At 66.7% G+C, this 22,782-nt stretch carries 16 protein-coding genes and 1 pseudogene; 9 read left to right on the top strand and 8 right to left on the bottom strand.

Annotation, left to right across the window (positions count from 1 at the left end):
- Nucleotides 1–42: 42 nt before the first annotated feature.
- From CAP2UW1_RS11590 to CAP2UW1_RS25560, 4 genes and pseudogenes are all read left to right on the top strand, one after another.
- On the top strand, nt 43–1,059 hold the full coding sequence (locus CAP2UW1_RS11590; protein WP_015766802.1) for a catalase family peroxidase: 1,017 nt from the start codon (nt 43–45) through the stop codon (nt 1,057–1,059).
- Nucleotides 1,060–1,317: 258 nt separating this feature from the next.
- Entirely contained in the window at nt 1,318–3,045 is a 1,728-nt protein-coding gene (locus CAP2UW1_RS23795) for a TIR domain-containing protein (protein ID WP_015766801.1), read from the top strand.
- Nucleotides 3,018–5,672, top strand: coding sequence for an SUMF1/EgtB/PvdO family nonheme iron enzyme (locus tag CAP2UW1_RS23790; RefSeq protein WP_015766800.1), 2,655 nt, complete (start codon nt 3,018–3,020; stop codon nt 5,670–5,672). The genes CAP2UW1_RS23795 and CAP2UW1_RS23790 overlap by 28 nt, the downstream gene beginning before the upstream one ends.
- A 171-nt stretch (nt 5,673–5,843) precedes the next feature.
- Nucleotides 5,844–5,978: pseudogene (locus CAP2UW1_RS25560) on the top strand (SUMF1/EgtB/PvdO family nonheme iron enzyme); the annotation flags it as partial.
- A 201-nt stretch (nt 5,979–6,179) separates the two neighbouring features.
- Here CAP2UW1_RS25560 and CAP2UW1_RS25555 read toward each other — a convergent pair.
- A complete protein-coding gene (locus CAP2UW1_RS25555; protein WP_199931455.1) occupies nt 6,180–6,449 on the bottom strand; it encodes a four helix bundle protein in 270 nt (89 codons plus the stop codon).
- On the opposite strand from CAP2UW1_RS25555, the gene CAP2UW1_RS11575 reads away from it, so the two are divergent.
- Nucleotides 6,378–7,340 (top strand): RNA-directed DNA polymerase, encoded by a 963-nt coding sequence (locus CAP2UW1_RS11575; RefSeq protein ID WP_291914353.1) that lies wholly within the window; start codon nt 6,378–6,380, stop codon nt 7,338–7,340. The genes CAP2UW1_RS25555 and CAP2UW1_RS11575 overlap by 72 nt on opposite strands.
- A 72-nt stretch (nt 7,341–7,412) precedes the next feature.
- Here CAP2UW1_RS11575 and CAP2UW1_RS23785 read toward each other — a convergent pair whose 3' ends face one another.
- On the bottom strand, nt 7,413–10,691 hold the full coding sequence (locus tag CAP2UW1_RS23785; RefSeq protein WP_015766797.1) for an SUMF1/EgtB/PvdO family nonheme iron enzyme: 3,279 nt from the start codon (nt 10,689–10,691) through the stop codon (nt 7,413–7,415).
- A gap of 242 nt (nt 10,692–10,933) precedes the next feature.
- Between CAP2UW1_RS23785 and CAP2UW1_RS11565 the strand changes: the two genes are divergently transcribed.
- Complete coding sequence (locus tag CAP2UW1_RS11565; protein ID WP_015766796.1) at nt 10,934–13,615, top strand: calcium-binding protein; 2,682 nt, start codon at nt 10,934–10,936, stop codon at nt 13,613–13,615.
- Between the two features lie 211 nt (nt 13,616–13,826).
- On the opposite strand, the gene CAP2UW1_RS11560 is transcribed toward CAP2UW1_RS11565, so the two are convergent.
- From CAP2UW1_RS11560 to CAP2UW1_RS11530, 6 genes are all read right to left on the bottom strand, one after another.
- Complete coding sequence (locus CAP2UW1_RS11560) at nt 13,827–14,153, bottom strand: hypothetical protein (protein ID WP_015766795.1); 327 nt, start codon at nt 14,151–14,153, stop codon at nt 13,827–13,829.
- Nucleotides 14,154–14,202: 49 nt separating this feature from the next.
- Nucleotides 14,203–15,045 (bottom strand): oxidoreductase, encoded by an 843-nt coding sequence (locus CAP2UW1_RS11555; RefSeq protein WP_015766794.1) that lies wholly within the window; start codon nt 15,043–15,045, stop codon nt 14,203–14,205.
- Nucleotides 15,046–15,216: 171 nt separating this feature from the next.
- Nucleotides 15,217–17,532 carry an AsmA family protein gene (locus CAP2UW1_RS11550; protein ID WP_015766793.1) on the bottom strand — a complete coding sequence of 772 codons (2,316 nt, stop codon included), beginning with the start codon at nt 17,530–17,532 and terminating at the stop codon, nt 15,217–15,219.
- A 257-nt stretch (nt 17,533–17,789) separates the two neighbouring features.
- Nucleotides 17,790–18,341 carry an NADPH-dependent FMN reductase gene (locus CAP2UW1_RS11545; RefSeq protein WP_015766792.1) on the bottom strand — a complete coding sequence of 184 codons (552 nt, stop codon included), beginning with the start codon at nt 18,339–18,341 and terminating at the stop codon, nt 17,790–17,792.
- A gap of 409 nt (nt 18,342–18,750) precedes the next feature.
- Nucleotides 18,751–19,554, bottom strand: coding sequence for an ABC transporter permease (locus CAP2UW1_RS11535; RefSeq protein WP_015766791.1), 804 nt, complete (start codon nt 19,552–19,554; stop codon nt 18,751–18,753).
- Entirely contained in the window at nt 19,551–20,156 is a 606-nt protein-coding gene (locus CAP2UW1_RS11530; RefSeq protein ID WP_015766790.1) for an ABC transporter ATP-binding protein, read from the bottom strand. The genes CAP2UW1_RS11535 and CAP2UW1_RS11530 overlap by 4 nt, the downstream gene beginning before the upstream one ends.
- Before the next feature lie 244 nt (nt 20,157–20,400).
- Between CAP2UW1_RS11530 and CAP2UW1_RS11525 the strand changes: the two genes are divergently transcribed.
- The 3 genes from CAP2UW1_RS11525 (at nt 20,401) to maiA (ending at nt 22,762) form a co-directional block, all read left to right on the top strand.
- Nucleotides 20,401–20,937: a VOC family protein gene (locus tag CAP2UW1_RS11525; RefSeq protein ID WP_015766789.1), complete on the top strand. Its 537-nt coding sequence runs from the start codon at nt 20,401–20,403 to the stop codon at nt 20,935–20,937.
- A gap of 96 nt (nt 20,938–21,033) precedes the next feature.
- Entirely contained in the window at nt 21,034–22,065 is a 1,032-nt protein-coding gene (locus CAP2UW1_RS11520) for a fumarylacetoacetate hydrolase family protein (protein WP_015766788.1), read from the top strand.
- Nucleotides 22,066–22,114: 49 nt separating this feature from the next.
- Nucleotides 22,115–22,762 (top strand): maleylacetoacetate isomerase, encoded by a 648-nt coding sequence (maiA, locus tag CAP2UW1_RS11515; RefSeq protein WP_015766787.1) that lies wholly within the window; start codon nt 22,115–22,117, stop codon nt 22,760–22,762.
- Nucleotides 22,763–22,782: the final 20 nt, after the last annotated feature.

The raw sequence follows: 22,782 nt of genomic DNA, 5'->3' as shown, positions 1-22,782 counted from the left end.
GGCGCGTTCCCAATCTTGATAACCACACTGGAGTCCCTATTCATGAAAACCATGATGTCTTGCGCGCTAGCCGCCGGCACCTCCCTCCTCTCAATGAGCGCTCTGGCACAATCGCCGGCTCCCCAAGAAGTTGATCCGTCGGCCTTCATCGACCAGTTCGAGGCCACTTTCGGCAAGTTCGAAGGCTATCGGCGCTCCGGGGCGAAAGGGATCTGTGCGGTGGGCGAATTCGTCGGCACCGCGGATGCCCGCGCCCTGTCCACCGCATCGGTCTTCAGCGGCAAACCGATCCCGGTGCTGGTGCGATTCTCGGTCGGCGGAGCCAACCCGAAGGCCGCGGACAACACCAGGACCCAGCGCAATCTGGCGCTCCAGTTCGATCTGCCGGACGGTGAACAATGGCAGATGGGCAACATCTCGGCGCCAGTGTTTGGTGCCTCGTCGCCGCAGCAATTCTTGGCGCTGGTGGCGTCGCGTCAGCCCGACCCCGCCACCAAGCAAGCCGATCCGGCCAAGGTCAAGGCCTTCAACGATGCCAACCCCGAAGTGCTTCTGTTGGGCAAGCATTTCGCGTCGCAGCCCGTTCCGGCAAGTTTTGGCAGCGTCAACTACTGGGGCGTCCATGGCCATGGCTTCGTCAATGCCAGTGGTGTGACGCAGTATGGCAAGTGGGTCTTCGAGCCCATCGGCGGCGTTCACGGACTGACCGACGAAGAAGCCAAGGCCAAAGGCCCGAGCTTTCTGTTCGATGACCTGCGCCAGCGCGTAAAGGACGGCAAGGTGGCATTCCACTTCAATCTGGAGTTGGCCCAGCCGGGTGACCGGATCGACAACGCCACGATACCGCTGCCCGAGGGCCGCAAGAAAGTCACGCTGGGGACGTTGAAGGTCACTTCGGTGTCGCCAGACGCCGGCGGCGCTTGCTTGAGCATCACCTACAACCCCATGGTCATGCCCAAGGGTGTGGTGCCGTCGGCCGACCCGCTGCTGGCGGCACGTGCGGCGCCTTACGCCGTTTCGCTGGGACGTCGTCTGACTGAAGGCGCCAAGCAGCAATAAGGCCGCCGTAGCGACTCACGCCAGGGCAGCACACGTCGCCGATGGCGGCGCGGAATCGTGGTCGACACCACCTCCGTTCCGCCTGATCGGCGACAGTGTCGGCACTCCCACGGAAAACCTGGCGAGAGACCGGGCGAAGAGTCGGGCGAAGAGTCGGACGAAGAATTCGGGCGAAGAACCAGCGAGTCGCTGACTCGCCGCGGATTGCGGTAATATCCTTGCCATTCTGTTTGCATGGCCAGGGCTGCACAAGAACGCATGGACATCCTCAAGCGCGCCGCGCAGTTGCTCACGCCCTACATGGCCGAGGAGCATCGTGACACCTGGCTGACGCTGGCATTTCATGCCGAGCACCGGCAGGTCTACGACACCATCCCGCAGCGCGGTGCCACGGCCGACTTCGTGGTCGTCTGCGTGCGCCGCCTGCTCGATCGGGGTTGCCTCGGCTCGCGGCATGCCTTGTCGATTCTGCTCGACACCGTCCGTAGCGCGGCGGGCAATGAGCGAAAAGCCGAGTTCCAGTCCCTGATCGACCAACTCGACCAGCCATGCCGCCAAGCCGCGGTGACCTCGTCAGGCGCGGTCCGGCCGGCACGCGATCTCGTCTACATCAGCTACCGTCACCGCGACCGAGAATGGCACACGCAGCTCCGCAACGTGCTCGATGCCGATTCCAGGCTGCACGACCGCGTCTGGGACGACACGCAGATTCCGAGCGGCCGCGACTTCCGGAAGGAGATCGACGATCACGTCGCGCGCGCCCGCATCATGATCATGCTGGCCAGCGACGACTACTTCGGCCCCGAGTGCGGCGCCGCCGAATGCGAGATCAAGCCCGCGCTGGAAGCACAGCGCAAGGGCCAGTTGCTCATCCTGTGGCTCCCGGTCCGCGCCATGGCCATCGCCACGTCGCCGGTCGCGCACCTCATGGCGGCGAGCGGCGCGGGCGCCGTGCCTCTGGCGGTACTCTCGCCGGAGGCACGGCATGCCACGCTGGTCAAGGTCTATCATGACGTCCTGCGCCACCTCGGAATGGCGCCGCTGGCCAGCTTGCAACTCCGACCGGAGCGAACGGCGCCAGCGCTGTCGTGTCCGCCAGAACCAACAACAACGCCAGGGAAGAAGAGAGAGTTACCCATGCTGATTACCCGCCTGCCAGACAGCGAAGCCCGGCACGATCTCCAGAAGGTCGCCGGTTGCGACGATCCACAGCGCCGCATGGATGTGGTGTTCGTCCACGGTTTGGGCGGCGATTCCTGGACCACGTGGATGTCCGACAAGGACAACATCGCCAGCTTCTGGCCCAACTGGCTGGCCGAGGACGTACCGGACCTCGGCATCTGGACGCTCGGCTACGCGGCGAGCGGGTCAAAATGGAAGGAAGAATCGATGCCGCTCGCCGATCGTGGCAACCAGGTTCTGGACCTGCTCTACAACGAGGACCTCGGGCAGCGCCCCTTGGTCTTCATCACCCACAGCATGGGCGGCATCGTCGTCAAGCAGATCCTGCGCAACGCGGACGACCTCGGCGTCAAGCGCTTCGCATCGATCCTGAAGCAGACGCGCGGCATCGCCTTCATCGCCACCCCCCACTCGGGTGCACACATCGCCAACTTCGCCGAACTGGCTTCGGCCGTCTATCGAACCAACGAACACGTCAAGGAACTGAGCGCCCATGACCCGCGCCTGCGCGAGTTGCACGGCTGGTTCCTCAACAAGTACCTCGAGAACCACGCCGTCGTCTGCCGCACCTACTGCGAGAAGCGCGAGCTGCGCCCGGAGATTCCGCTGCTTGGCATCAAGCTACCCAAGGGCATCCTGGTCGTCGATGAAACCAGCGCGGAGCCCAACATCAAGGGTGAACGTGCCATTCCGCTGGACGAAGACCACATCAGCATCTGCAAGCCGGCCGATCGGAGCGCGCAGATCTACAGGGGAATGCTCCGTTTCGTCAGGGATTGCCTGACCACGCAGGACCCCAGCTAGGCCCGCCGCAGGCCGCGCGGGGCGCGGCGGGCCACCCGACACCGCTGGTCGAGACCGCCGCACAGGCGCTGTACGACTATCGCCAGTCGCTGCTGCACGCGCTTGCCGAGCGCCAGGTCGACACCCGGTTCGTCCGCCTGCGGCTGCTGGACATGATGCGCAGCGAGCACGCCTTGCAGTTCCAAGAACGGGAGAAGGACTACACTGATCTGCGCGACGTCCTGGCCGAGATTCCCGAGCGGGCGATGGTGCTTCTCGGCGCACCGGGTTGCGGCAAGTCCACGCTGCTGCGACGCTTGCAGCTTGACGACGCCCGCGAGCATCTTGCGGACAAATGCGACAAGGTTTCGCTCTTCGTATCGCTCGGCGCGTATCCGCTCGACAGGGACCCGGCACGAGATGCGCCGCGCCCGCTCGACTGGCTGGAAGCGCAGTGGCATCGGCAGGCGCCGGGCCTGCCCGACCTGGCAGTGCTGCTCGATCAGCGCCGCGTCCTGTTGCTGCTCGACGCGCTCAATGAAATGCCCCACCGCGACCCGGACGACTTCCGCGCGCGCGTCGAGCAATGGCGCCGCTTCCTGCGCGACGACTTCCCGCCCGGCAACCGCGCCGTGTTTTCGTGTCGCAGTCTCGACTACAGCGAAACCCTGAGCGTCAAGGACGATCTCGACGTGCGGCAGGTGCGCGTGCAACCAATGACTCCGTCACAGATCGAGGAATTCCTGCGTCTGTATGCCGCTGATCACGCCGACGGCGCCTGGGCCGAGATTCGGAATGACGAGGGCCTCCTCGATCTCTACAGCACGCCCTACTTTCTCAAGCTGCTCAGCGACCAGCTTGTCTACGACCCACGCGTCGCCGGCGAGCGCGCCGCCCTGTTCACGGGTTTTGTCCGGCGCGCGCTGGAGCGCGAGATCGCCAGCCGGCACCCGTTGTTCGTGCGCGACGGCGTGCTGCACACCCGTGATCGCGATCGCGTCGCCGGCCGCGAGTGGTCAGACGCCCACGATCTGCCCCGACACGGGCCGCTGATCCCGAGCCTGCAGGCGCTCGCCTACGCCATGCAGGAGCGTTTTGGTGGTAGCGACGGCAAGCAGGTGATGGTGACGCTCGACGAAGCACTGGCGCACCTCAACCACGCGCGCGCCGAAGATCTGCTGAAAGCGGGTACCCAACTGGCGGTACTCGACGAGGAACGCCGGACCGATCAGGTGCGCTTCTCCCACCAACTGCTGCAGGAGTACTTCGCCGCCAGGCAACTCGCGGCACAACCGGCGCCGGCCGCCGAACTGGCGCGCAGCGAGTGGCGCGCCGATCGCATCAGGCCCTCGCTTGCCGACAAGCTCGCGACGCTGCAGGACTTCGAGCCGCTGCCTCCCCCCGACCCGACGGGATGGGAAGAAACCACGATACTGGCGGCGAGCATGGCAGCCGATCCCGACGCGTTCGCGCGCGCTCTTGCGCAGGCCAACCTGGTACTGGCCGCCCGTTGCGTGGCCGCCCTGCGCGCGACGAATCGCACAAGGCCCGATACGGTCGAGCTGCTCCAGGCCCGTCTGATGGAGCGCAGCCGCGATCCGGAAGCCGATCTGCGCGCGCGCATCGCCGCCGGCCGGGCGCTGGGCGATCTGGGCGACCCGCGCTTCGAACGCTGCCGCGGGCCCCACGGCGACTACCTGCGGCCGCCGCTGGTGGCCATCGAAGCCGCAACGTACCGCATCGGCAGCGACGAGGGGCTGTACGCCGACGAAGCGTCGGCCCACGACGTGCCTGTCGAGGCCTTCGCAATCGGCCGCTTCCCGGTCACCAATGCCGAGTGGCGGCTGTTCATCGACGCCGGCGGCTACCAGAACGAGCGCTGGTGGCGCACCGAGGCCGCAAGACGCTGGCAGCGCGGCGAGGGAATCGCCGACGGTCCCAGGGAGGCGGCACGCAACTTCCGACAGGCCGTGCGCGACAACCCGGCACAGATTGACGATTGGCTCGCGGCCGGGCAGATCACCTCGAAGGAAGCGCAGGACTTTACGCAGTGGTACGTCGAGATGGCCGACGGCGACTTCGAGGCGCTGCTCGCCAGCTGGTTCTCGTCAGATGTGCAGACGCAACCGCTGTTGTGGCACGACCCGGCGTACAACCACCCTGCCCAGCCCGTGGTGGGCGTCTGCTGGCACGAGGCGCGCGCCTACTGTGCCTGGCTCTCGGCGCAGACCGGGCAGGACTATCGGCTGCCGAGCGAGGTCGAGTGGGAGGCGGCCGCGCGTGGCCGGGCGGAGCGGCGCTATCCCTGGGAAGGCGACTTTGACCCCAGTCGCTGCAACAGCTTCGAAAGCCATGTGCGCGGCACGACGCCGGCAGGCGTGTTTCCCGCTGGCGACACGCCGCAAGGTATCGCGGACATGAGCGGCAATGTGTGGGAATGGACCAGCAGCCTCTACCGGTCCTATCCCTATCGGGCCGACGACGGCCGCGAGAATTCCAAGGATGGCGATGGCCGGCGCGTGGTGCGCGGCGGCTCGTGGGACTTCAACCGTGGGCTCGCGCGTTGTGCCTACCGCGACTACCCCCTTCCCGGCGACCGCGGCCGCAATCTCGGCTTTCGGGTGTTGTGTGTCTCCCCCATCCCTTGAAGCGCTGACCACCGGCGCACTGGTCTCTGTTCTTCTGGTTTGCTGCTTCTCTGACGCGCCGCGCAGCGGCGCTTCGCGCGAAATTTTTTCGCCCGTCGGGCTTGTCTCGCGTCGGCAGACGGCTAATACTCCACTTGCCGGCGCAAGCCGGCGGGGCTTCCTGGGAAGGTCCGGCGCGTGGTGCGCGGCGGCTCGTGGAACAACAACCGTGAGAACGCGCGCTGTGCCTACCGCAACAGCACCCATCCCGGCAACCGCAACAACAATCTCGGCTTTCGGGTGTTGTGTGTCTCCCACATCGAGTAGTCCTTTGCGTCCGCTGCCTGGTACATCGGGGCGCGAGAGGCGCCCCAGGGCGCTCCGGAAATGTCGTGCGACCACGGTTGCGCGGCCGAGGCGAAGGAACTGTGGATGGCTCGGGCGAGTCCCGTCCGCACGGCCATCCGGCCGTCGGGCGCATACTGAAGAGGGGCGCCTCCCGGGTCTCGACCCCGAGGCGCCCCGCCCCTATTTCGCCGTCTGCTTCAGCCAGCCGCCCAGCAGCCGGCCAATCTCGGCAACGAGACCGCTCACGTGCTCGTACTGGCCGGTATTCAGCCAGCGCCATTGGTGGGCAAGCCGCAGGTAGAGCCTGAGCCGCGACAAGGCAAAGTCCGCCTTGCGCAGAGCGGCCATGCGTGCTTCGAGTTCGCGCTCGCCGACCGCCTGCTGGAACTCAAGCGCGAGCTGGAAACCGGTCAGTACCGCCCCGGCGGCTACCTCAACTTCTTCATCCACGAGCCGAAGCGGCGCAAGATCAGTGCGGCACCGTTTCGCGACCGCGTGGTGCACCACCCCCTGTGCAACGTGATCGAGCCACGCTTCGAGCGCCTGTTCATTGCCGACAGTTACGCCAACCGCAGGGGAAAGGGGACGCACCGGGCCATCGACCGGCTGCAGCATTTCGCACAGCGTCATCGCTATGTGTTGCGGGCCGACATCGTCAAACACTTCCCCTCGATCGACCACCAGGTTCTGCACGCGATACTGGCGCGCGTCGTCCCCGAAGCGGACCTCATGGCGCTGATCGACCGCATCATCGCCAGTGGCGCCGGCGTGCTCGACGAGGAGTACGCCACGGTCTACTTCCCGGGCGACGACCTGCTCGCCGCCTGTCGGCCGCGCGGCCTGCCGATCGGCAATCTCACCTCGCAGTTCTGGTCGAACTGCTATCTGCATCCGTTCGACCAGTTCGTCACGCGCGAACTGCGCTGGGCCGCCTACCTGCGCTACGTGGACGACTTTGCCCTGTTCAGCGACAGCAAGCGCGAGTTGTGGGCGTGGAAGCGCGCGATCGTCGAACGCCTGGCACGCTTGCGGCTGACGATCCATGAGGGGCCCGCGCAGGTGGTGCCGGTGGAGAACGGCATTCCCTGGCTCGGTTTCGTCGTTTTTCCAGGCTACCGCCGGGTCAAGGCACGCAAGGTGCGCGGCGCCACCAGCCGCCTCAGCGGCCGACTCGACGACTACCTCGCCGGGCACATCAGCTTTGCCGAGTTGGATGCCAGCGTCAAGGCCTGGGTGAATCACGTGCGCCAGGCGGACACCTGGGGCCTGCGCCGACATGTCTTTGCCGGGCTGCGGTTCACGATGGTGCCGGAAAAATCGACGGGCGCTGCGCGCCCGTGAGCGCCGCGCCGCGGCGCTTCAGAGAACCAGCAAACCAGAAGAACAGAGACCAGTGCTCCAGTGGCCAGCGCTTCAAGAGATGGGGGAGACACACAACACCCGAAAGCCGAGATAGCTGCCGCGGTAGCCGGGATGGGTGACGCCGCGGCAGGCACAACGCGCGAACCCACGGCCGCTGACCCACGAGCCGCCGCGCACCACGCGCCGGACATCGCCACCCGGATCGGTCTCGCCCGGTTTGTCGTACCTGTTCAGGCACCACTCCCAGACGTTCCCCGCCATGTCGAGGGCGCCGCACGGCGAGGCCCCCTGCGGATAGACGCCTGCCGCCGAGGTGAGCCCAAGACAGTGCGGTCCGGCGCCATCCCATGTCTCGTCGAGGTTGGCGTGCCCCGGCGAGAATTCGCCCCAGGGGAATTCCCGACCATCGACGCCGCGCGCGGCCTTTTCCCATTCCTGCTCGCTCGGTAGCCGGACCTCGTGGCCAAGCGTCTGACTCAGCCATCGGCAGAAGGCCATCGCCTCGAACCACGAAACGGTCTCGCGCGGATGGTTGGCATAGTCCCAGGCCGCTTCGGCAGGGCGCTCTGACCGCTCCGCGAGTCCTTCCCACCAGCGGGGGTCGGCATAGCCTTGCGGGTCGTCGACGAAGCAGCGGAACTGGCAGGTGGTGATCGGATAGCGGGCGATGTGGAAAGCCGGCAGCCTGATCCTCCTGTCCTTTTCTCCGTAGCGGAACTCCCCCGCAGGGACTTCGACCCAGTCGATGTCCGGCACCAGGCGTTTGCGCCCGGCGTCGAGCCGCACGCCGACGCCGGGCCGGTCGTCGAGCGGCAGGCCGCCCAGGGTGAGTCGGCCCAGGGCGCGACCGACGGCGGCACGCGCCTCGGACTCGGGATCGTGTTCGAGATCGGTGAGCCGCGGTGACCACGCCTGCCGCAAGCGCCGCAGAGCCGCGTCCGGCAGCCGCGCGCCGCTGCCGACGATGCACTGCGCCGCCACCTCGGGCTGTGCCTGCAGCAGCCATTCGACGACCGGCGTGCAGTCGTCGCCGTGCAGGCCGGCGAGCAGCACGGCGGCTTCCTCCCAGCCGGTGCGCTCCCACCAGCGCGCGGCGGACCACAGTTCGCCGGCGTGCAAGGTGCCCGAGGCCAGCCGCGTCCGCATGCCGCGAGCGGTGAAGTATTCCTGCAGCAACTGGTGGGCGAATCTCACCTCGCGCTCGCCCACCGCCAGCAGGCTGGCAGCAGCGGCCCGGTGCAGCAGGCCGCTGTCGAGCCATTCGGCGGCCTCCGACCGGTCGACCGCCGTCGCGGTGTCGCCGCGCGCATCGTCGCCATCCGCTGCCGCGTTGCCGCGCCGCGACTGCATGCTCCACGCCAGACCCTCGAGCGCGGCGAGCAGACGCTCGCCATCCGTGGTGAGCCGCAGGGGCTCGACTGCCGCTTCCGCCTCTTCGGCCAGACGCTCGCGCAGCAGCAAGACTTCGACAAAGCGGTCGAAGAGCACGGCACGATTCTGCGGCACGCCGCCCGAATCGACATAGACGCAGGTGAGCATGTAGAGCAGATAGGGATTGCCGGCAAGCCGCAGCAGGCTGCGCGGATCGTGCACGGCCTGCTGCCAGGCGCGGTCCATGGCCGCAGTCGTGCGACTGTAGATGTCCGGATTCGCGCGTGGAACCTCGGTCGCCGACCAGAAAAGGGAAAGGCTCGCGCCGGCGGCTTGCCAAGTCCGCCACGCCTCGCGGACGCCTTCGCCACCGGCGAGGCGCCAGAACAGATCGTCGCCGCGCGCCCGCCCGGCCGCCTCGCGCGCCGTTGAGTCGGTTTCGATCGATTCGAGCGCGTGTGTCAGGTAGCCGGTGACGAACTCGAAGATGCGCGGCGGATCGAGCGGGCGGATGCTGACGGTATCGAGCTCGAGCGACAGGTCGCCGGTGTAGTCCAGTTCGCGGCAGGTGACCATGGCCGCCAGTGCGCGGTGCTGCTGGAGGAAGGCCTTGATCTCGGCAGCTTTGGCAGCGCGCTGGGCAACCGGCATTTCGTTCAGGCCGTCCAACAAGATCACGGCGCGCCTGGACGCGAGCAGGCTGGCGAGATGAGCGCCGAGTTCGCCCAACTGACGTTCGAGAAAGGCCGACAGTCCTTCCTCGGTCTCGGTCCACTTGCCCAGGCTGACGAGCAGCGGTATCGGCGCGGTCGCGTCGGCGAGCGCTGCCTCCAGCGCGTCGTGCGCGAGCCTCCACAGCGTCGTCGTCTTGCCGGCGCCCGGCTCGCCGAGCAGCGCCGCCCGGCGCACCTGGACGAAAGCCTGCGCGATGTCTTCGTACGCTCGCGACTCGCTGCGCGCTTCGGCCGTGGCGGCGGAGCGCCGCCGCAGGTGACGGAATTCCGGACGCATGACGACGGCCGGCAGGCTCGCGGCCGGTGCCGCCGGCGTGAGCACCCTGGCGACGCCGGCCATCGGCGTATAGAGTTCGGTGTGCACCAGCTCGCCGAGTTGCAGACGGCGGAGGTAGGCCAGCCCGGCTTCGCGCGGCGTCGCGGCCGGGGCGCGCATCGCGTCTGCCGCGTTCGCTGCCGGCGGCGCGGGCAGCGAACGCAACAGGCGCTGTACGCCCGTGGTGTAATCGGCGCCGCCGATCGCGATCGCTTGGCGGTCGGCCAGGTACCACGGCGGCTCGCCATCGCCGGTCAGCAGCGGAAAGACTGGCTTGCCACGCTTTCTTGCCTGCAGGTACTCCAGCCGCACCCAGTCGTTGGTGTTGGCGGCCGTGGATACCAGGCTGACGACGGCGTAGGCGCGCTCGATGCCGTCGGCAATCGCCGCCAGCCATACCTCGCCGCCGGGGATGTCGCTGGTGTCGAGCCAGCAGGCGTGGCCGGCTTGCTGCAGGTCGGCGAACAGACGATCGGCGATCTGCCGGTCGCTACGCGAGTAGCTGATGAAGACACGCGGATCACGCGCGCTGGCCTGGCGGACGCCCAGGGGCGGGACACTGGGAGAGAATGCGGCTGCGAAGACAGGGGCGGCAGCGAGGTCGGCGCCGCCGAGACAGCGCGCGTCCAGTTCTTCGATCAGCGCCCGGAAGGCGGGCTGCCTTTCGTCTCCCGCGGCGCTGCAGACTGCCTCCAGCAAGAGCGAGAGGGCATGCCGCGAACCAACTCGGCCATGCTCGAGCAGGCGGCGCACGCAAGCGACCACGAAATCCCTCGTGGCACCGCGCTGAGGAATCGCGTGGTACACGTCCGGATGCTCGGCGTGAAAGGCGAGTGTAAGCCAGGTGTCACGACGGTCTTCGCCCATGAACGGTCTGAGCAGATCGGCGGCTTGTTCGATGATGGTCATTCGCTGGTGGTCTCGCCAAAGCGCATGCGTTGCGCACACAGTCGCCAGGTCATGCAAACCCGGTTCGCATGGGAGCGCGAAAGGACGCTGCCTGGAGGTGACAACGCTACCCGCAACACCAGCTGTCGCGACCACGTCGACTATAATGGCATCCGCAACGTTGGTGAGGGATGCTGCCGGCACCCCTGCGTCGTCACGAGTTCACGCCCCGCCTTACCACCTACCCGTCCGAGGAGTCCACAATGCCCACTGCTTCCGGTGTCAAGTCTTACAGCCTGGTTACCGCGGCCACCTATGGCGCGACTGGCACCGGTCTCGACCAGATCGTCGAGTACATTTACCGCGACCTCGGCCTGGCCGGTGCAACGGACGGGAAGGACATCAGGGCCGGCGCGCAAGCGGCCAACCGCTTGAACGAGATGATCGTGCAGGCCGCCCAGGCCACCCACGCGGCGGACGACAAGGTGTTCACCGCTGCCGAAGTCACCGCGATGAACGCTTATCTGCGTACCAATTTCAGAACGGAATGGGCGCTGGCGCACGGCGACGACGAAACGGGCTTCGAGACCGGTTTTCATCTGGTGCAGAACGATGGCGGTACCACCCGGTACCGGGGCGAGCAATTGCTCGACACTGTCGTTGATGGCATCTACCACATGGGATTCGAAATCCGTGATGGCCGCTTCCTCAACGAGGACGGTGATCCGAACGCCTCTGTCGAGAAAGTGGCCGAGTGGCTGACCCAGTTCTACACAGACCATTCGACGAGCGGCACCGGGCTGGACAGGATCACCGACCTGATCATGGCCGATCCCGGGCTCGATCGCCGGATCGCCGACGCGCAGATCGCCGCCGGTGCGGATTCTGCGAATGGGCTGAACCAGATGCTGCGGGGTGCCCTGTCGGCGACTGGCGTCGCCGGCGACAACTGGATTTCCGTCGCCGACGTGGTCGCCTTGAATGGCTACCTGCGTGCTGACGCCGGGCGCCAGGCCGCGTGGACCCGTCTGCATGGCGACGACGAGAAGCGCCTTGAGACAGGCTTTCACAAGGTCCAGAACGACGGCGCCACGACGACCTTCTTCGGCGAGAATCTGGTCAATACCGTCGCCGACGGCATCTACCACCTTGGCTTCATGATCAAGGATGGTCATCTCCTCAACGAGGATGGCGACCGCAACGCGTCATTGTCGGACGTCGCCGACTGGCTCAACTATTTTCTCGTCGATGCATCAACCACGGGGACTGGGCTCGACCGCATCGTCGATATGATCAAGAGCGATCGCGGCCTGGCGCGCAATACCGAGGCCTTCGACATCAATCAGGGCGCCAAGGCGGCCAACGCGCTGAACCAGATCATCGTCGATCTGATCGGAAAAACCGGAGCCCATGCCGACGGCTGGATCACCGTCGAAGAGCTTGTCCAGATGAACCGCCTTGTCCGTGATGACGCTGCCCTGCTCAAGCAGTGGACGGATCTGCACGGTGACGACGAGGGCGATGAGACGAGTGGCTATCACTTTGTCCAGGGCAACGGCGCGACGACCAACTTCTTCGGCCGCAACCTGGTCGATACCGTTGGTGACGGCATCTATCATCTGGGCTTCGAGATCCGCGACGGCCGTTTTCTCAACGAGGACGGGAATCCCAATGCCACGCTGTCGGACGTCGCCACCTGGCTCAATTTTTTCTACGGCAAGGCGCCGATCGTGCTTGGCGACGAGGCGGCCAACACGATCAACGGCGACGAACGCGGCGAGCAGATCAACGCCGGCGGCGGCAACGACACCGTAGCGGGTGGCGGCGGTAACGATCTGATCTACGGTGGGTGGGGTAGCGACAGCCTCTCGGGTGGTGATGGGGAGGACCTGATCTACGGGGGTACTGGCAATGACAGCCTGGCCGGTGGTGACGGCAACGACATCTTCCGCGTCACCGGCAACACGGATTGCGGCTTCGAGGGCTACGACAAGTACGACGGCGGTGCCGGCAGGGACCGGATTGTCGCCTACGGTGGCAAGGTCGATATCGGCCTGACGGCGTTCGCGCCGAAGAACGGCGTGGAGACCGTCGATGCCTCCGGCGCCGGCGGCCCGGTGCGGCTGCTCGGCGACTGGACCGACAACCTGCTCGACTTCAGTGCCACCACCTTTGTCGGCAAGGTGAGCATCGACGGGGGTGGCGGCAAGGACACGATCATCGGCAGCGCCGGCGACGACAACATCGACGGCGGCAGTTGGGGTGATCAGGTTCTGGCGGGCGGCAATGGCAACGACGTGCTGCACGGCGGCACGGGTACCGACCAGCTATTCGGCGGCAGTGGCGACGACACGTTTCGCGTCACCGGCAACAGCGGCAACGGCTTCGAGGGCTACGACAGCTACGACGGCGGCGCCGGCAAGGACCGCATCGTCGCCTACGGTGGCAAGGTCGATATCGGCCTGACGGCGTTCGCGCCGAAGAACGGCGTCGAGACCGTCGATGCCTCCGGCGCCGGCGGGCCGGTGCGGCTGCTCGGCGACTGGGCCGATAATCTGCTCGATTTCAGTGCCACCACCTTTATCGGCAAGGTGAGCATCGACGGTGGTGGCGGCCAGGACAGGATCATCGGCAGCTCCGGTGCCGATGTCATGCTCGGCGGTTACGGGGCGGATATTCTCGACGGTCGCGCTGGCAACGACCGGATCAGCGGCGGCAGCGGCGGGGACACCTTCCTCTTCGGCAAAGCGTGGGGTCGCGACGTCGTCACCGACTTCCAGGATGGGGTGGACCGCCTCGATCTGCGCGACGCCGGTGTTACGAAACTCAAGGACCTGCACATCGCAGCCATCGGAAATGACGCATCGATCAGTTGGGAGGGTAACGAGATTCTGCTGGTCGGTGTGAAGACCGCCGATCTGGGAATCTCCGACTTCATCCTCTGACGCGGTGGATGGGCAGCGGCGCCGATCGGTCACCGACGCCACTGCTCGCATCGCTGCCTGCGCGCCTCGGCGCACCGGTGGGCGACAGGGCCTTCGGGCCGGGCTCAACCAGACGCGGCAGCACCCTGGCACCCGCAGGCGCCGCCAGGACCGTCAGGGCAACGCGGGCGGCGGCGGCGCGCGCCGCTGGATCTTCTATTGCCCCGCCTCATCAACCGAGGATCCGGATTTTCAAACGTTCGATGAAGCCGAGGCTCGTCCACCACGTCTCGCCGTTCTCGCGAACGCGGTTGCCGGAGTCGGTCAGCGCCAGCCTGCGCACACCGAACCCGGTGGCACCCGCGTCGGCAACCAGACCCGCCTGCATGAGGTACTTGGCGATTCCTGGCGGGACCTCCTGGCCGTCCAGCAGCCAACGCGTGCCATAGCCATCGTCGTCGCCAAGGAGCATCAGCAGGGGGCGATGCCTGCCCATCAGCCGCAGTATCTCGAGCGTCTGCGCGCGGTTGGGAATCAGGCCCTTCGGCGAGAAGTTCAATGCTTTGCTAATGCCGCGCGCGGAGGCCGATGCTGCCGAGCATCGCCGGTCAACCCGCGTCCGGAAAGTCGGCACCCAGAGAGACTTCGCGCCACGTCTCCATCTCCGCCGAGAACTCCTTCAGCTTGGCGGCGGTCAGGTCGAACGCGGGCCGGCCGAGGAGCAGATGAAGCGGCGCCTGCGGCGCTTCGACGGCTTGGATGATCGCCTCCGCGCCGCGTACCGGGTCGCCCTGCTGGCTGCCGCTATAGCCCTGGATGGCGGCCCGGCGGGCGCCCGCCGATTGTGCATAGTCGGCGATGGCGTTCTTCGGCGTCTTCAGTGAGCGGCCCGCCCAATCCGTGCGGAACGGCCCCGGCTCGACGATCGTCACCTTGATCGCGAGCCCCGCGGTTTCCTTCGCCAAGGCCTCGGAAAGGCCCTCGACCGCAAACTTGCTGGCGTTGTAGTAGCCGATGCCCGGGAAACCGATCAGCCCACCCACCGACGAGATGTTGACGATGTGGCCGCGACGACGGGCGCGCATCCCGGGAAGGACGGCCTTCGTCATGTTGGCCAGGCCGAAGACGTTGGTCTCGAACATCGCACGGACTTCCTCGTCCTCGCCTTCCTCGACCGCGGAGAGATAGCCGTAGCCGGCGTTATTCACCAGCACATCGATCTGCCCGAACCGTTCATCGGCTTGCCGGACGACGTCGGCGATCTGCCGCGGTACGGTCACGTCCAGGGCGGCGACCAGGGCGTTCCCGGCCAAGGCAAATTCGTCCAGAGTCGCCGGGTTGCGTGCCGTCACGACGACGCGGTAGCCGCGGCGCAGCAGCGCTCTGCAGAGTTCGCGGCCGAAACCGGTCGAGCAACCGGTGATCAGCCAGACGGCATCGGAGGACGTCATGGGGCAACTCGCGTAATGTCTTGTGGGCCAGGAAGCAACGATACCTGATCCGGCGTGCGAATGGTCGTCTTTGTCGCACACCGCCAGCCAGCGCTTCAGTGGCTGCGGTGCCGCGGACGACCAGCAAGGCTCAAGGCAACAGGCAACTCGCCAGCGCGGCCGGCACAGCGCCTACTTTTTTCCGCGCAGGCCGTGCCACAGGTCCTTGACCAGCGGCACAGCGCCTTCAGGAGCGCCCACCGCCGCGCCGATGGTGAGCTTGACGCCGGTCTTCGCTGACTCGACCGCCAACTGAGCCAGGTCGACCGAGTACTCCGGCGCGGCAAGCGAACCGCTTATTCGCACCGGCACCGCCACTCCCCGGAGAACGGTCAGCGTGCGGCCGTGACCAATGGGAATCGCCCCGACCGGGGCAGCCTTGACGAGATAGTCGATGCGCTCCGTGGCGATGTCGATGCTTCCGGCGCCCGTCACCTTGAGCAGCGGCGACTGGCCCGAGAGGTCGTCGCTGCGCGCGACACCCTGGCGAATCGCGAAGCTCGCCGAGAGTTCGGAGAACTCGGTCTGGTCGGTGGCCTTGGCCCGCCCCTCGACGCTTGCCTTCGAGCCCAGCAGCGAGCCTGCGGCGCGCATGATGGCGCCAAGATCGACGCCCTTCACCGCGCCATCGCGAACGTCGATGCGCACGCTGCCGGTGAGAGCCCGCTTCAAGGCGGTGAGCGTCGTGCCGGTAGTCGTGAGGTCGAGCGCGACGCTGCCGCGTCCGGCAAGCCGGTCGACGCCCACGGCGTCGCGAAGCAGCGGGCCAAGTGCAACACCTGTCAGCTTTTCGCGCATCGAGAACTGGTTGCTGTGCGCGTTGACGCTCGCGCTGCCGGCCAGCGTGCCTTGATAGAGGTTGGCGTTGAGCGGCGCAATGTCGATCCGGCCGGCAGCGGCCCGCAAACCGAGGAGCACGTTCTCGGCCTTGATGTGCCGCACCGCGAGTGCGCCAATTCGCACGCTGCCGGTCGCGTTCAGACTCCTGAGCGCCGTCAGGTCGATCGCCTTCTCCGGCGCGGCCGCTTGCCCGCCGGCGGCCGCCGGGGCGGCGGCGCCGGCGGCCTGCAGAACGTGCGCAGTGCCCTCGCTGGACGCGCCCACCAGCGCCAGGTAGCGACCCACGTCGAGCTGGTCGGCGGTCACCGCGAAGTCGATGGCCGGGTGCTCGAAATCGGCCACGGCAATCTTCAGCCTGAGGTTCGAGTCATCAAGCTGCGCCGCGAGTTCCGCGCTCACGCTTGACGGCTTTCCCCAGGCGACGCGTGCGCCGCCGCTGAGCGAAACCTTCGCCGATTTCTTTGGGATTTGCGGCCCGCTGGCCAGGAGTTCGCCCGTGAGCGACGACAGATCGGCGGTATGCGCCGCGTAATCGATGGCCAGCGGCGATGCCAGCTTGACGACGACGGTCGTCTCACCCTGCTTCACTTCGGCCTCCGCGCCGAGTCTGGCGAAGCGGACTTGCTTCCCCTCGGCCGCCAGCGCCGACAATTCGAGCCTGGCCGTCAGCGTGCGCACCGGCCGAACCAGTTTCAGCTCGGCGCTCGCCGCCTCGCCGACCGCGCCGGTCGACGTCAGGCGCAGTTTCGGCACGCTCGCTTTCAGGTCGAGGCCATCCCGGGTCGTCAACGCGACGGAGAGCTTCGCGATGTCGACCAGATCGCGGGCCGGGTCGACTTCGACATCGCCCCTGAGCATGGCCACCAGACCGACGTCAGCGGGCGCATCACCGGCCAGCCGCAAATCGACATCATCGAACGCGAACGCCCCTCGCGCGAAATCCAGACGGTACCCCGCCGAGCCCTTGAGGTCGACCTTGAGCGTGGGCTCCGACGCCTCAACGCGTGTTGCGATCTCGACCTGTCCGCGCGCCCCTTGGGCGATGCGACCGCTCCTTGCATCGAAGCCGGTCAAACGCAGCGAGCGGCCGCTGGCTTCGTCGCGCCAGACGATGGTCGCATGGCGCAGACGAATCGCGTCGATCTCCAGGGCCAGCGGGGCAACCGGCTTGGCGGGCTGGCCGGGCAACGCGGCAGGCGCCGGGTGTCCATGACTCGGCGCCAGATCCTCGAAATTCGTCGTGCCGTCCGCCCGCTTCACCAGCTCGACGTCAAGGTCGGCAAGCTCGACATGGTTGGCGACGACTGTCCCCGTCAGCAGCGGCAGCAGGGCCAGCCCGAGCCGCGCCTCGCCGACGCTCGCGAACTTGCCGGCACCTGCCGGCCCGGACAACGCGAGCCTTTCGATGACGACGCCGATCTGCGGGAAGAAGGTCAGACGCAGGTTGCCGTCGATCGCCAGCACACGGCCGGTCCTCTCCTGCACGATGCGTACAAGGTCCGCCTTGTAGCGGTTCGCATCGAAGACGAGCGCGACGACGCCGATCGCCAGCACGGCGAGGCCGAGGATCGCCGCAAAGCCGATGGCGGCGTAGCGCAGCACCTTCACGGCCGCGCCTTGATCGGCACGCCGCTCGTTGACCGGCCACTGGTGTCAGCGGCGCGCGGCATTCTGCCGTGGCGGCGCTGGTCGTCGAAGAATAGGTTCGCTTCGCACCTCTTGAGAGGAAGGACGCCCAAGGAGAGGAAATCGATCGCCCCCCGCAAGGAGGATACGTGGGCAGATCGCTGGCGGTCAATTCGCTTTGCCGATGGCAGCCACCGCTCCGGTTCGGCGGCCAACTTTCGCGGTGCAGCAAGCCGCTATCAGTCGTTGTGCTTCTTCACCCAGGCAACGTAACGGTCCACCCAGCTCTGCAGGAACTTCCGGCTGCCCTCGCCGATGTTGCCGGCCTCGTCGAACAGACCCTCCTTGGCGTGGATGAAGGCTTCCGGCTGGCCAAGCGTCGGCACGTCGAGGTAGGCGAGGATGTTGCGCAGATGCTGCTGCGCCATCGCCGTGCCAATCGCGCCGACCGACGCACCGAGGACGCCGGCTGGCTTGCCGGCCCAGGCACTCTGGCCATACGGGCGCGAGGCGTGGTCGATCGCGTTCTTGAGTACCCCCGGGAGCGAGCGGTTGTACTCGGGAGTGACGAACAGCAGGCCCTGGGCGGCCGCGATTTCTGCCTTCAAGCGGCGGACCGAATCGGCGGGAGCGGCATCGTCGTCCTGGTTGTAGAGTGGCAAATCGCCGATTTCCACCTCCTCAAACAAGAAGTCGGACGGCGCCAACCGGCTGACGGCGGTCGCCAGTCGGCGGTTGTACGAATCGCGCCGCAGGCTGCCGACGACAACGGCGATCTGGTATTGGCTCATGACAATCTCCCGTGCAGGTAAAGGAAGTGGATGACACCCGGAAGCCCGAACGACAGGGACAATCGCCTCGGCCAAGGTTGCGGGCGCTTGGGCCTCACTGACAGACCGTCGTACCGGCAGGGAGGTTCCGCCCGCCGACGGACGGTCTCCCCGCGGCCGGAACTCATTGTCCGACCGGCGGTTTCTGCTCGACGATCGGCCTATACTCGAAAGACACCTGCGTTCGCGGGTGCTCACGAGGAGTACGATCAGGGGCAAGACAAGGCAGGGCAACAAGGAACAGAAGAAGCAGCCGCTGTTGAGTCCCCAGGAAAAGAAGTCCGCCAAACAGGCCGAGAAGCACGCGTGCGATATCGTGCCCCCGGTCAGCCGCTGAACCGCTGCACGGTGCACGGGCCGGCGCTGCGGATCAACTCCCGGGCAGGCTCAGGCGGTCGAGCCGCAGGCGCTGGCGGTCGTCGAACAGGCGCCGGGCTGCCAGGCTGACCGCCACCATGGTGCCGAACCCGGTGCCGCCGGCGATCAGGAACATCACCAGGATCTGATACTTGACGGCCTCGACCGGCGGCGTGCCGGCGAGTATCTGGCCGGTCATCATCCCCGGCAGGCTGACGATGCCGGCCGCCGACATGGCGTTGATGATCGGAATGAGGCCGACGCGGATGGCCTCGCGACGACTATCGGAAATTGCCCGTTGCCAGCTCTGGCCGAGCGCCAGACGCGTCTCGAGAATCTGACGTTTCTGTGCGGCGTCCTGGGTCAGCCGGTCGAGCCCCAGCGAGATGCCGTTCATCGTATTGCCGAGGATCATCCCGAGCAGCGGGATGGCATATTGCGGCGCGTACCACGGGGTGGTGCCGATGACGAGGACCAGCGCCATCACGGTGACCGTGAATGAAGAGACGAACATCGACAGTGTTCCCAAGCCGAATCCCCGCCAGCCGAGGAATCGGCGCTTCTGGCGGACCATCACCTCGCGTCCGGCGACGGTGATCATCACCCCTGCCATCAAAGCCACCCAGACGAAGTGCGCGTTGTCGAACAGGACCTTGAGGACGAGGCCGATCAGCAGCAGTTGAATGGTGCTGCGGGCAGCGGAGAACAGCAGCTGCCGTTCGACGCCGAGCCGCAGGCGCCGCGACAGACCGGCCAGGACAAGGATGAGAAGCGCGCTGACGGTGAGGTCGACGGGCGACAGGGCGATCACGTTCATGCCGGCCCGCCCTCCTCCAGCCTGCCGTTGCGCAGGACGAAGCGGCGCTGCGCCACACGTTCGATCTGGCCGGCGTCGTGACTGACCCACAGCAGCGCCGCCTGCTGCTGCCGTCGATAGTCGTCGAGCAGGACCTCGACGCGCCGCGTGCTGTCCGGATCGAGATTGCCGGTTGGTTCGTCGAGCAGCAGCGCGGCAGGACGCAGCATCAGCGTCCGCAACAGGGCGAGCCGCTGCCTTTCGCCCGTCGAGCAGCGGGCAAGATCCCAATCCATCGCCGCGGCTGGCAGGCCGAGCTGCTCGAGCCAGACCGGATCGACCCCGTGGTCGAAGTGCTCGCGCACACGTTCCGACCACCACTGGCTCTCGGCCACCACCAGGGCCACCGAGCGGCGCCAGTCGGGAGCCGACACGCTGGCGCAGCGCACGCCGTCGAGCGACGCTTCACCCTGACAGGGGTCGAGATCGGCGATCGCGCGTAACAGGAGCGTCTTGCCGCTACCGGACGCGCCTTGAATGCAGACGCACTCGGCGGCAGCGACAGACAGATCTATCGGACCGACATGGCGCGTGACAAGTTGACGCAGACGCAGTGTGGCCAAGGTTCACAGTATCCCGAAGTTGATGCAGGCAGTTGGCAGCCGGCTGGCATTCCCGATGGGCCGGCGGACGTCGCACGGCCGATCGCTTGCCGCTACGTCTGCCCACACCAGGATTGTAGGGGCAATCATTGCCATACGGGCTCGACTTCGGTTAAATGTGGCGTGCCGCAGATGTCGCCCGCTCGCTTGCAGTCGTTGCCGGCCACGCGCGATCGGTCGAAGACCAACACCCAGGGGGAGGGGAATGAGTATCCGGAAAATTCACCATGTAGCCTACCGCTGCATCGACGCCAAACAGACCGTCGAGTGGTATGGCAGGTACCTGGGCATGGATTTCGTCCTCGCCATCGCCGAGAACAAGGTGCCGTCGACCGGCGAGGCTGACCCCTACATGCACGTCTTCCTCGATGCCGGCGGCGGCAACATCCTCGCTTTCTTCGAGCTGCCGACCCGACCGGCGATGGACCGTGACCGCAACACGCCGACCTGGACCCAGCACATCGCCTTCGAAGTCGGGTCGCTCGACGAGCTGCTGGCGATCAAGCGGCGCCTGGAGGCCGACGGCATTGAGGTGCTTGGCGTCACCGACCACACCATCTTCCGTTCGATCTATTTCTTCGACCCCAGCGGCCATCGACTCGAGCTGGCCTGCGATACCGCGACGCCGGAGATGATGCAACGACTCGATGCGGTAAAGTGGGAAATGCTCGAGGAATGGTCGAGGACGCGCCGGGCGCCGCAACACGCGGCCTGGATGCACGACGGCAGCCATGGTGGCTGAGCGTGCCCCGCACGGCAAATGCCGCCGACCCCGGAGCGCGAGCATCCTGAACTGCCGGCGGCCGGAGGTCGAAAGCTCACCAGGAGGTACCTGCCGATGAAACTCGCCACTCTTAAGACCGGCGGCCGCGACGGCACGCTGATCGTCGTCAGCCGTGACCTGAGCCGCTACCAGACGGTCGGCGGCATTGCCGGCACCCTGCAGGCCGCCCTCGACGACTGGGCGACCTGTGCACCGCAGCTGGCCGAGGTCTATACCGCACTGAACGACGGCGCTGCCCGTCACGCCCTCCCCTTCGACGAGGCGCTGTGCCATTCGCCCCTGCCACGCGCCTACCAGTGGGCGGACGGATCGGCGTACATCAACCACGTCGAACTCGTCCGCCGCGCGCGCGGCGCCGAACTGCCGCCGTCGTTCCGCAACGATCCCCTGATCTACCAGGGTGGATCGGACTCGTTCGTCGGTCCGCACGACCCGATACGGACGCTGAACGAGGACTGGGGAATCGATCTCGAGGCCGAAGTGGCGGTGATCACCGGCGATGTGCCGATGGGCGCCGGTCCGCAGCAATGTGCGGGCGCCATCCGCCTGCTGATGCTGGTCAACGACGTTTCGCTGCGTCACCTCATCCCCGACGAGCTGGCCAAGGGCTTCGGCTTCTTTCAGTCGAAACCGGCCAGCGCGTTTTCGCCGATCGCCGTCACTCCCGACGAGCTGGGCGAAGCCTGGCGCGACTGCAAGGTCCATCTGCCGCTGCTCGTCCACATCAACCGGCAGCCTTTCGGCAAACCCGACGCCGGCGTCGACATGACCTTCGACTTCAGCCGGCTGATCTCGCACGCCGCCCGGACGCGCGAACTCGCCGCCGGCTCGATCATCGGCTCCGGAACGGTCTCGAACCGGCAGGGAAGTCTGCACGGATCGAGCATCGCCGACGGCGGCGTCGGCTATTGCTGCCTGGCCGAGTTGCGGATGTACGAAACGATAGAAGGTGGTGCGCCACGTACCGGCTTCCTGAAGTCTGGCGACAGCATTCGCATCGAGATGCTCGATCGCGACGGGCACAGCATCTTCGGCGCCATCGAGCAGACGGTGACGCTTGTGCCGGCAGCAGGCGCGGCAGGATAGGCAGCGCGGCCGCGGCGCGTCGGGGCGACGCGATTTCCAGGAGACGACGATGCTCAAGCTCTTCACCTACTTTCGCAGCTCGGCCGCCTACCGGGTGCGCATCGGGCTGCAGCTCAAGGGCCTGCCCTACGAAGCCGCGCCAGTGCATCTCGTCCGCAACGGCGGCGAACACCTGCAGGCAAGCTACCGCGCGCTCAACCCTGGCGCCATGTTGCCGTGCCTGCAGGATGGCGGGACGACGATCAGCCAGTCGCTGGCCATTCTCGAATACCTCGAGGAGGCCTATCCGGGGAAGCCGCTGCTGCCTGCCGACGCGGCTGGCCGGGCAAGAGTGCGGGCGCTGGCGCTGATGGTTGCCTGCGACATCCATCCGCTCAACAATCTGCGCGTCCTCAAGTATCTCTCCAGCGACCTGGAGGTTTCCGAGGCCGAAAAGACGGCCTGGTACCGGCACTGGATCGAGGAAGGGTTCAGGATCATCGAGACACACCTGGCACGCGACGCGCAGACGGGTAGCTTCGCGCATGGGGATCGACCGACTCTCGCCGACTGCTGCCTGGTGCCGCAGGTCTTCAACGCCGAACGTTTCGACGTCGATCTGACTCCGTACCCGACGATCCGGCGCATCAATGAGCGCTGCGCCGAGCTGCCGGAATTCGTTGCCGCGCACCCGGCGCAGCAAGCCGACGCCGAATAGCCCTCGCCGGCCGGCAGCAA

Source organism: Candidatus Accumulibacter phosphatis (genome assembly GCF_000024165.1).
GTDB classification, from domain to species: Bacteria; Pseudomonadota; Gammaproteobacteria; order Burkholderiales; family Rhodocyclaceae; genus Accumulibacter; species Accumulibacter phosphatis.
The sequence above is the reverse complement of the archived record's forward strand: the minus strand, read 5'-3'. Positions and strand labels throughout refer to the sequence as shown.